Source organism: Bacillus lumedeiriae (genome assembly GCF_044891285.1).
Lineage (GTDB): Bacteria > Bacillota > Bacilli > Bacillales > Domibacillaceae > Pseudobacillus > Pseudobacillus lumedeiriae.
The window spans coordinates 36,246-47,551 of record NZ_JAUIYO010000019.1 but is presented as its reverse complement, the minus strand read 5'-3'; the positions used below and the strand labels follow the sequence as shown (position 1 = coordinate 47,551).

The 11,306-nt window shown below is 37.1% G+C and carries 13 protein-coding genes and 1 pseudogene; 7 read left to right on the top strand and 7 right to left on the bottom strand.

The genetic code is table 11. The features are described from left to right. Window positions 1-234 precede the first annotated feature (234 nt). Entirely contained in the window at window positions 235-738 is a 504-nt protein-coding gene (locus QYG89_RS15475; RefSeq protein ID WP_404318942.1) for an SH3 domain-containing protein, read from the bottom strand. Window positions 739-1,080: 342 nt separating this feature from the next. Between QYG89_RS15475 and QYG89_RS15470 the strand changes: the two genes are divergently transcribed. Further along, the gene (locus QYG89_RS15470; protein WP_404318941.1) at window positions 1,081-1,953 is read left to right on the top strand and encodes a DMT family transporter; all 873 of its coding nucleotides are present in this window, start codon (window positions 1,081-1,083) and stop codon (window positions 1,951-1,953) included. 109 nt (window positions 1,954-2,062) lie between these two features. Here QYG89_RS15470 and QYG89_RS15465 read toward each other — a convergent pair whose 3' ends face one another. Further along, window positions 2,063-2,971 carry an AraC family transcriptional regulator gene (locus QYG89_RS15465; RefSeq protein WP_404318940.1) on the bottom strand — a complete coding sequence of 303 codons (909 nt, stop codon included), beginning with the start codon at window positions 2,969-2,971 and terminating at the stop codon, window positions 2,063-2,065. A 119-nt stretch (window positions 2,972-3,090) separates the two neighbouring features. On the opposite strand from QYG89_RS15465, the gene QYG89_RS15460 reads away from it, so the two are divergent. The 3 genes and pseudogenes from QYG89_RS15460 (at window position 3,091) to QYG89_RS15450 (ending at window position 4,770) form a co-directional block, all read left to right on the top strand. Further along, complete coding sequence (locus tag QYG89_RS15460) at window positions 3,091-3,669, top strand: DMT family transporter (protein WP_404318938.1); 579 nt, start codon at window positions 3,091-3,093, stop codon at window positions 3,667-3,669. Further along, window positions 3,570-4,031 (top strand): EamA family transporter, encoded by a 462-nt coding sequence (locus tag QYG89_RS15455; RefSeq protein WP_404318936.1) that lies wholly within the window; start codon window positions 3,570-3,572, stop codon window positions 4,029-4,031. Before QYG89_RS15460 ends, QYG89_RS15455 begins: the two co-directional genes overlap by 100 nt. Before the next feature lie 203 nt (window positions 4,032-4,234). Continuing rightward, window positions 4,235-4,770: pseudogene (locus QYG89_RS15450) on the top strand (GNAT family N-acetyltransferase). A 105-nt stretch (window positions 4,771-4,875) separates the two neighbouring features. Here QYG89_RS15450 and QYG89_RS15445 read toward each other — a convergent pair. Beyond that, complete coding sequence (locus QYG89_RS15445) at window positions 4,876-5,574, bottom strand: hypothetical protein (protein ID WP_404318934.1); 699 nt, start codon at window positions 5,572-5,574, stop codon at window positions 4,876-4,878. Between the two features lie 302 nt (window positions 5,575-5,876). Beyond that, the gene (locus QYG89_RS15440) at window positions 5,877-6,098 is read right to left on the bottom strand and encodes a hypothetical protein (RefSeq protein WP_404318932.1); all 222 of its coding nucleotides are present in this window, start codon (window positions 6,096-6,098) and stop codon (window positions 5,877-5,879) included. A 362-nt stretch (window positions 6,099-6,460) separates the two neighbouring features. Here QYG89_RS15440 and QYG89_RS15435 point away from each other — a divergent pair, with 362 nt between their 5' ends. Continuing rightward, window positions 6,461-6,625, top strand: coding sequence for a DUF1540 domain-containing protein (locus tag QYG89_RS15435; protein ID WP_404318929.1), 165 nt, complete (start codon window positions 6,461-6,463; stop codon window positions 6,623-6,625). 114 nt (window positions 6,626-6,739) lie between these two features. On the opposite strand, the gene QYG89_RS15430 is transcribed toward QYG89_RS15435, so the two are convergent. Next, window positions 6,740-7,726, bottom strand: a complete 987-nt coding sequence (locus QYG89_RS15430) for an S-layer homology domain-containing protein (RefSeq protein ID WP_404318927.1) — start codon at window positions 7,724-7,726, stop codon at window positions 6,740-6,742. A gap of 460 nt (window positions 7,727-8,186) precedes the next feature. On the opposite strand from QYG89_RS15430, the gene QYG89_RS15425 reads away from it, so the two are divergent. Both QYG89_RS15425 and guaD read left to right on the top strand, forming a co-directional pair. Next, on the top strand, window positions 8,187-8,384 hold the full coding sequence (locus QYG89_RS15425) for a hypothetical protein (protein ID WP_404318925.1): 198 nt from the start codon (window positions 8,187-8,189) through the stop codon (window positions 8,382-8,384). Between the two features lie 110 nt (window positions 8,385-8,494). After that, window positions 8,495-9,862 (top strand): guanine deaminase, encoded by a 1,368-nt coding sequence (gene guaD, locus QYG89_RS15420; protein ID WP_404318923.1) that lies wholly within the window; start codon window positions 8,495-8,497, stop codon window positions 9,860-9,862. Between the two features lie 2 nt (window positions 9,863-9,864). On the opposite strand, the gene QYG89_RS15415 is transcribed toward guaD, so the two are convergent. Together QYG89_RS15415 and QYG89_RS15410 are read right to left on the bottom strand one after the other, a co-directional pair. Next, the gene (locus QYG89_RS15415) at window positions 9,865-10,578 is read right to left on the bottom strand and encodes a YfjL-like protein (RefSeq protein WP_404318921.1); all 714 of its coding nucleotides are present in this window, start codon (window positions 10,576-10,578) and stop codon (window positions 9,865-9,867) included. Then, the gene (locus tag QYG89_RS15410) at window positions 10,571-11,044 is read right to left on the bottom strand and encodes a helix-turn-helix transcriptional regulator (protein WP_404318919.1); all 474 of its coding nucleotides are present in this window, start codon (window positions 11,042-11,044) and stop codon (window positions 10,571-10,573) included. The genes QYG89_RS15415 and QYG89_RS15410 overlap by 8 nt, the downstream gene beginning before the upstream one ends. Window positions 11,045-11,306: the final 262 nt, after the last annotated feature.

Sequence of the window (11,306 nt, the reverse complement as noted above, 5' to 3'; positions counted from 1 at the left end):
GCTGTGCTTTTCATATGCAAAACTTCTATTCAGAATAAATGATAAATTTAAAATACTTTATTCTGTAACAAGATTAGAAAGCCAATTAATAGCGTACCAAAAATAATATCAAGCAAGGTCTATTCCCCCTATACTCTATTTAAGGTACTTATTTATTTTAATTGATTTACACAGAATAAAAAAACACGCCTGTATGACGTGTTGAAAACATTTCTTTTATGAGCGAACTACATTTTAAAACGATGACCAATCTAGTACTCTTCCATCTTTAGAACTCACAAAATAACTGCTAGCAGCAAAACCTTCAGTTAGAGCATATACATCGAAGCAATAATATGTCACGCCATTTACGGTTCGATCCATCTCCGGCAGATCCCTTACTCCAGCGATGCGTGTATTAATCTTGTTAGTTTTTATCAAAATTTGTTTCGCTTGATTTCTGCTGATTTTCCCGCTTGATCGATCTTTCAATTGACTTGAAGCTACATATCCGGCTTTCCCATTATACTTAATTTTCGACCATCCGCCTGGCTCCGTGTTATAAACAAATACAACAGTCCCATTTTTAAGAGAACCTGCTACTTTTGCTTTTGGGCTCGGTTTTTCACGTACGCTGATTAACTTTGTACCTGCATTAACAGTATAATGTTTATTTACAGGACTTGCTTCTGCCCGCTGCAAAGGCAGCAGTGTAATCATTAAAACTAAAGATACAATCAATCCAATAACCTTATTCATCATTTTCCTCCTATGTATTTTCTTGACATCAGGAAAATAGTACCACAACTTTAGGTTCATAAACAAGATTTTTTGAAGGAACTTGGCCTGTTGTGATGATCTGTATGATGCCAATATGATGGCTGAGGAATTTCAAGTCGTTCGCATTACATGATGTTTCTGTGGTATTTACTTTTGTAATATTTTATACTATAAAAAAATACGACAAAGAATCGAGCTGAGTATAAATGATCTATAATTCATTATTCGAAAATGATGTACCTGCAATCCTTCTTCCTTAACGGTTGAATGATTGATTCTCCGTTAAGAGCATGGAATGTCTATGAATACGGAGGATAAAAAGTGAAAAATAAATTATTAGGTTCTTTATTTCTCTCTCTCGCTGCTAGTATTTGGGGCGGGATGTATGTCGTTGTAAAAGTAGTTGTAGATGTTGTCCCCCCTCTTGAATTAGTGTGGCTGCGTTATGTGATCGCCGTGATCGCATTGGCCATCATCGCTTTATTCACTAAGCAGAAATGGAAAATCGCAAAAAAAGATTGGCTTATTATCTTTTTAGTTGGATTAATCGGCAACACGATATCCATTGTGACGCAGGAAATTGGCACGATGTTATCGACTGCTCAAATGGGGGCCATTATTACTTCGACCACACCGGCATTTATGGTGCTTTTTGCCCGTTGGATTTTAAAAGAAAAAATGACCTATAAAAAGAGTATTTCCATGATCCTTGCTACGATCGGTGTAGCGATTATTGTAGGTAATGGACACGTTGATATGACGCAGCAATTAGGTGGATTCTCATTGTTGATTGCCGCGTTAACATGGGCTCTCATGTCTGTCTTAGTTAAAAAAATCCCGAGTCACTATTCGCAAATTGTTGTGACGACCTACACTGCATGTATTGCAGTCATTCTTTTAATGCCATTCGTCGTAACACGTCTAGGAGAAGTAGATGTTGCTGCTATATTTGAACCAAGCATAGCGGGAGGTTTGATTTATTTAGGTATCATTTCTACAGCTTGTGGTTTTCTGCTTTGGAATAAAGGCTTACAACTATTAAACGCTTCGAGCGGCGGGCTGTTCTTCTTCTTCCAGCCAATTGTAGGTACGTTTCTAGGCTGGCTGTTATTAGGAGAGCAAATAGGACTGGCATTTTGGTTTGGAACGATCTTAATTTTCACTGGTGTCTTATTGGTAATTAAAGAAGAATAAGCATAAATGGTTTCATTTTGTTGACTATACGATTATATTCAAAACCCCCAATTTCTCTATTTAATGCTGAGAATTGGGGGTTTTTGGATTCAGAAAAGCACCCGTTACTTTAAGTGCCCTTTCCATAAAATGAATCAGCCATTTTATATTTTTTGTATGCTAAAGGTGTCATGTTCATTGACTTTCGAAACCGTTCAATGAAATAGCTCGTGCTATTAAAACCTACTTGATAGGCAACATCTGTAACATTGGATTCTGATTGTTGAAGTAAAATTAAGCTTTTTTGAATTCGATAATCGGTGACGTAATTCAATGGTGTTTTCTTTAAAATTCTTTTGAAATATCTACAACATTCGGAACGGCTCAATTGACCAGCACGTGCAATATCATCTAAAAAGATTTTTTCAGCATAATGTGTGTGTATCCAATTTAACATTTGCTTCATTCGATGATTCTTTAATGTTTCCATCTGTTCATACTCTAATTGAAAACCATTTATAATTAAGTTTCTCCAAATTAACGCTAACTGAATAGTGATATCAATTTCATAGTATGACGGCTTTAGTTGTATCAATTGATTGACTTTTACAATAGCATCTAAAATGTTTTTCTTCCAAATTTCTTTTGCATCCAAGTGTACGTATGGTAAATTAGTCGCTTGAATATAGGGATTTATATAAGTTGTATAAAGTTCTTGTGACAAAATGAAACTTGGAGAAACATTTAAACAAATATAGGCACAACCCGAATCATTCTTATCTTTTGCCATGTGTAAGCAGCCACTATTTATAAATAGCCCCTCGCCTTCTTGAACAGTAATATGTTCTTCATTTATTTGAAAAATTGATTCTCCTTTTACAACGAGAACATATTGAAATTCATCATGCCAATGAAGTGGTGTATATCCATTTATATTTTGGCTAATTATTGTTTCGTAACATGCAATTGGCAACACAACTGTACGATGTTCAGTCAATTCTTTTAAACTTTGGTCAACTATAAAATCTTTTATTTGCATACTACCACCTCAATATCGTTGTATTTTTTCATTCGATTTAAGTATTATTTTGGGAATCTTCTCCTTATCATATAAAGTATTATAACGATATTTTTATATTTAAAGGTGGAGAATCAATCATGAATAGAAGAAAGGGCATACTCCTTGTTATAACAGGAGCATTGTTTTGGGGAGTGGGTGGCACAGTATCAAAAAAGCTGTTTCAATATGGAATTGATGTAGATTGGTTTGTGACGACTCGATTACTCATAGCTGGTTTTTTGCTCTTGACAGTTCAATTTTTTGGAAAAGAACGTACACAGATACTTGGTGTTTGGAAAACTAGAAGGATCGCCATTCAATTAATTATTTTCGGGTTACTCGGTATGCTTGCCGTTCAATACACATATATGGCTTCTATTAAACATGGAAACGCAGCCGTTGCAACGTTATTACAATATTTAGCACCCGTAATGATTATCGTATACTTAATCTTCCGCAAACAAACTGTGCTTACACGAAAAGATTTGTTGACTGTTTCGCTGGCTTTAGCTGGGTGCTTTTTCTTATTAACAAACGGCTCAATCTCTCAATTATCTGTACCAACACCCGCAATCGTTTGGGGTGTTTTATCTGGAATAGCTTTAGCATTTTATACTTTATATGCCCTTCCTTTACTGAAACAATACGATTCGCTTGTCATTGTTGGCTGGCCATGATTATCGGCGGCTTGGCATTAAGTTTTATTCATCCACCTTGGCAAATAGACGCTAAAAGTTTAACTCTAGAAACGTATTTATACTTAGTCGCCGCTATTATTTTTGGTACTATGCTTGCATTTTGGTTTTATATAGAAAGTTTACAAAGTCTTTCACCTAAAGAGACGAGCTTTCTAGGCAGTATTGAACCACTAGCAGCAGTTTTAACAACGGTTTTTTGGTTAAAAGAACCTTTTGGTTTTTTCCAATGGGTTGGTACAGCTTGTATTATTAGTATGATTTTATTATTGGCATTGGTTAAAGACTCTTCTTCAAAGACTAACAAAGTTTCTAAAAATGAAAAGCCTGTCAGAATTAGCTAGTTTTGTATATCTAATCTTGTTTATGATTTTCATTTCAAAAATAATTAGTAAGAAAAAATGACTTATCTTCCGATTAAAAGGGCCCTTAAGCATCACAACCTTACATTTAAAAAGAGTATTTAATACAGCAAGTTTAATTGAATAAGAAAATATGATGTAATATAGGCATGATCGAAGTGAATAAGAACAGGAGCTGTTAAATGTTGAACCTAACAATCAGGCAGGAGAAAACAGAGATTATGCATTAACCGAAAAAGTTGTAGAGCGCGCATTTGCTCATGCAGAACATAGTGATGGAAAAGAACATCAGTTGGTTTCTCGAATTAGAAAATCCAACTCATTCATTCCAAAGTTATCTTTAGTGGCACTTGATAAAGATCATAACAAAATCCTCGGGCATATTCTGTTATCTAGCATAAAAATTAATAATGACAAGCAAATCGCAGAATCACTTGCTCTTGCACCTGTTTCTGTCTTACCAGAGTATCAGAATAAAGGAATAGGAAGACGGTTAATTCTCGAAGCATTGAAAGAAGCCAAAAACCTTGGATACCATTCTGTCGTTGTCTTGGGGCATCCAGAATATTATCCAAAGTTCGGCTTCAAAAAAGCTTCCATATGGGGAATCCACGCACCTTTCGAAGTACCAGATGAAGCATTTATGGTGTTGGAATTGAAAGAAAGCACTCTTGCTCATGTTTCAGGAGTTGTTGAATATCCAAGTGTGTTTTTCGAATAAATCCCTTCTTCGTTTGCAATAGATTTCATATTTATTATTAGCACCGTTTCTTAATGGAGACGGTGTTGCACGCGCTTGATTGACCATTTATCGCCTCACAGCAATCTAACGTAAATGACGTTTATAATTCTTAAAAGCTTTATGCGGAGGAAGACCTGTCACATCATCAGGTACATAACATTCTCTATCATGATACGGCATGTCTAACGCTTCCCAGTCAAAGTCATCTTCAACACATTTAATAAATAAATCATATCCCTCGCCGTCAGAAGGAGATAAACCTACTCTTGTTTCTCCATGCTTTAAAGCAGTATCAATGGCCTCCCTCAGTTCGATTAAAGCTATTCGGTTAGCTATAAGATAGGCGTGATCATGCCACATCTGCTGCCCAAATATATGACACAAAGGTGTAGGTTCATCCTCTTCATAAAAACTGTTGTTATATGCTTCGGTTAACTTATCAAGAATATTCTCGCCGTTACTGGCAACATCTAAATAAGTGTCCATTCCGCTCTCCCAGTACCTTTGCCCGCCGCCCCAAAACTGTGAAATATATTCATCGTATAAGTCATTGTTTTCTACAAATAAATATCTTTCTAACATATCGTCTAAGTCCCCGATAAAGTAATAGCTGTGAATTTGTTTTTCATCTTTTTTATAAATAAAATGATACAGAGTATCCGCTATTTTTTGGCTTTCAAGCGATTCAAAGTTATACCTCTTTGTTTTCTTTGGCTTCAGCACGCCATTTACAAAAGGTGTTTCCGGAATATAAATGGCTGTAAATAACTTTAGTTCCTTCATTTAAGCATCTCCTAGTGAAAAGTGTTTTCGAACCCATTTTTCGATGAACTGAATCATTTTCTTACTGACTAACTGGATCAAGCCGTTATATGCCGTTATTGGTGCTTTTGTTATTTACATCTTTTATATGGTGGGATATATGTATTTTATTTCTCAAGAGACAGGGATGTAACGAGCAGTTTAGTTAAAGAAGAAAGTCTAAAAAACCATTCTAAACAGAATAGCGCTCAGATTGTAGACCAATTCGATAAAAATTGAGATCGTTTGGAAGGTAAGCGGAGGAGTTGATTTCCGTTCCCTTCCTATTTCGGCTTAGTAAATACTTTTCCGTTATTCAACTCACACCAATCTAATTCTCCATACGTTTCCTTCTTTCCATATTGTTCGAAAAAAGCTTCCTTAGTCTCGAATACTTCCATTAAACCATTTTCTAGTAATGTTACCATTTGATAAGTATTTAATTGAAAAACCTTAGAAACAGCTATTAATTCGCCTATATGAATAATCTCGGAAAAATTTTTCATTATTTTCTCTCCTTTTACAGACAAAGATATTTCCTTTTCTTTACACGTTCTTTATAACAAAGATCGATATGTGCCCTCAACCACACATCCTCGTCCTTTAGTTGTTGCAGTGAAACACTTAATGCTATAATTCGAATCCCCATCGTCAAATCCCCATTTCATCTAATTAAAACTTCTTAAAGTATGCACCAAAAATGTTGATATTATAGCTTTTCCGAACGGGAAAACCCACCAAGGGCGACAGCCCATCTTTGGGGATGAGAGAAGTCAATCAACTAACAACGGAATGGCTAAAATAATACAAAAGAAAAAAGTATCCCACTTTAAAATTGTTAAGGTTAACAATTTTAAAGTGGGATACTATGGCTCAAGATGTTTTTTGTGAAGTGAACAACTGTAAATATTGGGACAAAGGAAATAAATGTGGTGCTGATTCTATTTATGTAGTAAGTCATAAAGAAAAACAAACATCCATTAGTGAAGAAACAGATTGTAAAACGTTTGTATCTGAGATTTCATTGCTTTAGGGCAATCATTCCTTTGGCTGATCGTCTAATCATAGTATTGATAATAATTATCGGTTTCATTCATATTTATTTATTTTTTCTAATTTCACAAGAAAAAGAAACCCAAAATTCAATTCATCCAGTTATTTCGAATGGAATGGCTAAAATTATTTCTGTTCCGTCTTCTTGCCAGAAATTCTGAATCAATCTATACTCTCCTTCTTTAAACTTCAATTTGTAAATATAGCCATAGACCATCTGTTCATAACTTTCAGCTGGTCGTATTTCGTTCATCACAGCTGGAGGAACGATATCTTTATTGAATGGTACCTTATACCACGAGTCTTCTCCCTTTACTTCTAACGAAAAATGATAATCAAAATGATAGGTTAACCTACTCGTATTTTTCACTGTCAGTGCCATCTTTTCTTCTGACTCGCTGTAACTTGTTTTATCTAATTGTAGGGTCAATCCTCCATTTGAAGAAGGCAGTTCACCATAAGGAGATTTTTGTTTGAACAGTGGTTCCGCTTTATAAAGCATGATTACTAATTCCCCTCTGGTCAAAGGATCCTGAACACCAAAACGAGTTGGTGATTTCCCTCGTATAATACCTGATGCTACGAGTCGGTTGACGGCATCTTCGTACCTTTCTGTCACATCTGTAAAGGTACTTTTTTCAGTTGTTGGCGGGAGATTATATGCCTTTGACAGAATAAGAGCTATCTCCCCGCGTGTCATCGTTTCATTAGGAGCAAATGATGTTGCTGTTTTACCATTCATGATCTTTGCTTCATAAAGAGCTGATACAGCTGAAATTGCACGTTCTGGAAGATCCATAAATGGTGTTTCCCATGTCGCTTCAATATCCATGTCTATACTTCTTGCAATCATTATAGCTCCGTCCACACGTTTAAGCGGTTGAGCAATACCAAATTGTTTTTCACTTATCCCTCTTGCAATATTATGGCACCAGGAGTATTCCACCGCATCTCTATAAAGATCAGACACATCAGAAAAACCAGGCATGGTAAAGTTAGCAGCACCGGCAGCTGATGGACTTGAGGAAAACATTACTCCTGTGATTACAGCTATAGCAAGAATACGTTTAATTTTTTTCATAAATAGCTTCTCTCCCTCAACCATTTGTGGAAATATTTATACTACTCGATAAATTATAACAGAAGTTTCCAAATATACTAGAGTTTCATAAGCTTAAGTAGCTGCATAAGAGGATTAAGAATAGCGTGGTTAAAACCGCATTTGAATATGTCTTTTAAATACTCTAGTCTTTCTTTTTTAAGAACAGTTGAATTTTCTTTCCAGGTTGAGAAGATTTGACTTTGAATACTAGTTTATTTTTGTTTTAAATTTGAATTTTGCACATAATGATTTTTGCTATTTGTATTTTTCTATAGCTGCACTAAAAACCTCTAGTCTTAGATTAATTTTCAAAATCTGATTCCACAACATCGAACAGATCAGCCCAAACCGATGGTTGTAAGGAACGATAAAGCAAAATTCTAAGTCCATTAGAAACTGATAGCTTAGATCAGGATGATGCTCATTTGGCTGGAACGGGGTGCAAGTTTTACAGGGCAGCTTAGATGATTGCTTGTACAAAAAGAGTGCTCAAATTATTTACGATACTGTAACGACAGAAGATAAACAATTAAAATGGCATGAACAATCTGACCACATCATTACCTTAGATAAAAAGCATGAGAAGGTGTACGACGATGTGAATACATTCTTACATATATTAAATTGGAGTGAATAATAACCTTTGATCTTACTGACGCTATTCCTACAATAAAGAACATAAAGCTTATTTTTTATTTTATAATGTAAAATATAACTATATAAATACAAACATTAAGGGTGAAACTCATGAAAAAATATACCCAAGTTTTCCAGGGAACTGCTTTTTCCAGCAAGTCGCCGGAAGAAGTACAAATTTTAAAAGATCATCTTTTCTGTATTAATGCTGACGGAATGATTGAAAGAGCCGTTGCCCCAGAAGATGCTGACTACGAGGCTTTATTGGATCTTTATCAAGGTGAAGACAACTTTCATCGTTTAGCGGACGGCCAATATTTCTTGCCTGGCTTTGTCGATTTGCATGTTCATGCACCGCAATGGGCTCAAGCAGGAACGGCTTTAGATATTCCGCTGTATGATTGGTTAAATACATATACATTTCCAATTGAGTCCAAGTTTTCCGATTTAGGTTTTGCGAAAAATATTTATCAAGACGTCGTCAGCACCCTGCTCGCAAACGGCACAACAACGGCACTGTATTTTGCTACTGTTCATAAAGAAGCGAGTGTACTGCTAGCCAAACTATGCGCTGAAAAAGGACAGCGCGGCTTGGTTGGAAAAGTGGTGATGGATAATATTGAACAAACGCCAGAATATTATCGGGACGCGGATACACAAACCGCATTAGCGGATACGGAGGAATTTATTTTAGCTGTGAAAGAATTAGCAAAATCAACGAAGCAAGGTGTGTATCCAGTCGTGACGCCCCGCTTTATTCCAAGCTGTACCGATGATGCGTTAAAAGGGTTAGGAAAATTAGCCGAGAAATATGATGCTTACGTCCAATCGCACTGCAGTGAAAGTGATTGGGAGCATGGGTATGTGCAGGACCGCTTTCATAAGAACGATGCGTTCGCTTTACATGATTTTGGTCTGCTGCGTGATAAATCTGTCATGGCGCACTGCAATTTCTTAAATGATGATGATGCCGCTTTATTTGCCGAAACGGGTACTGCTGTGAGCCATTGTCCGATCTCCAATGCTTACTTTGCCAACAGCGTCATCCCCATCGCTCATTTGCATTCAAAAGGCGTCGAAATCGGTTTAGGCTCCGACATTTCCGGCGGATTCTCACCTAGTCTTTTCGATAATGCGAGACAAGCTGTCATCTCATCGAGAATGTTAGAAGATGGTGTGAATACAGCTCTTCCTGCCGACGAACGCGGCGTACCACATTCACGCATCACCATTAATGAAGCATTCTATTTCGCAACGGCTGGCGGCGGTGAAAGTTTAAGCCTGCCGATTGGCCGCTTAACAGAAAACTATGCATGGGATGTACAAATCATCGACACTGCCTTACCATCGGCCAAACTGCCGATTTACGATTCAAACGAAGATTTACACGACGTCTTCCAGAAGATCATGTATCTCGTTCGTCCAGAAAACATTCGTGAAGTGTGGGTCCAAGGCGAAAAAGTTCATTCACGTGTATAACCCTATTCTACCAATGAACTTGTTTCTAAGTCATAGCGGCGCATAGAGCAATGCTTTTGCGCCTGCTGTGCATTAGTAATCACTGCTGTACTTTTCGGCGGGCACAAAACAAACGCTTCTGTATTCGTCTCTTTTTCGATAAAATTAAATGATACCTCTGATGCGGCTGTTCGGCTTTGGACGCTGTGAATGAGACCAGCCATCGCGCTCCACTGTTCTTTAGAATTAGTAAATGTCTCTTCTAATTCAATATTCGGGAATAATGCCGCATCTGCTTCATCGTAACGGGGAATATCCGGCCCTTTCACTTTGTCCAAGCTTTGATACGAAACGTAACTGACATGCACGCTTTTTACGTTTGGGAAAACCTTTCTTACTTCTGGATCGATCTCTTCCTGCAGCTGGTGTGCCCATAAGACTTCCGGGTACATATCGACATATTTATACTCCGCATACCCTTCCCCTGCATGAAACTCCATGGATGGATCCTCTTCCGGATAGAAAATTCCGCCGTATGTGCCGTCTTTAAAACTAAAATAAGATTCTTTCAATTCAAAATCCTTCTCATACTTTTTTTCCAAATGTTTTTCTACTTTATCGGCAATGGCTTTTTCTTTCCAAGGCAAACCGAAAAGTGCACTAAGCACCCATAAGACGACAGCCACAAGAATCATGAAAGACATAAAAATGACTAGCCGTTTTTTATTTTTAGTCATGGCGGCTGTCTCCCTTCACCTGGATCAGGTGCTGCCATTCAGCCAATACCTCCTCTTTGTCGTATGCGCTGAACAGCCGGTAATCATCTGAATCAAGAATGCGGTAGTGGCTGCTGATGATGTTTTGCTGCAGACGAAAACCGTTTTGCTCATTCACTTCCCGCCACCAGACACGGCCGCCGAGCGTTTTATCTTTAGCGCGGCGGATATAGCTGTGCGCCGCCATTTCTGCTAGTTCCACTGGATCACCACCGAGTGCTGACTGAAGAATATTGCTTTCGCGGAACAACGCACAAACAGCCGCCGTTATTGTCCATCCTGCATCCGTACGGTTTTTCTCAATTTGGACAAGCGTTTTTTTGGAAATACCAAGCACCTCGGCCATCTTTTCTTGTGTATAGCCCCGTTCCGTTCGAATCAATTTTAACTTTTCTGAGATGATATCACTCAACTGATCTTTATTCACAACACCAGCTCCTTTTTCCTTTTTTAGTGTAATTTTACACTAAAAAAGGAAAAAACCAACTACCCGTTATCTTCATATGTAACGGTTTGAAAAAATGAGTTTGTTCTTTGCAGGCTGTGTGTTTCAAGGTTTTTTATTTGAATTTTGCACATATTGAATTTTTCATTTATTTAAGATTTTTTCTCTAGCAAACACAATCCAACAAGTTATTTTTTGGAGAACAATAGTGAAATAACAATAAAAAACACGCTATTTTCGTACA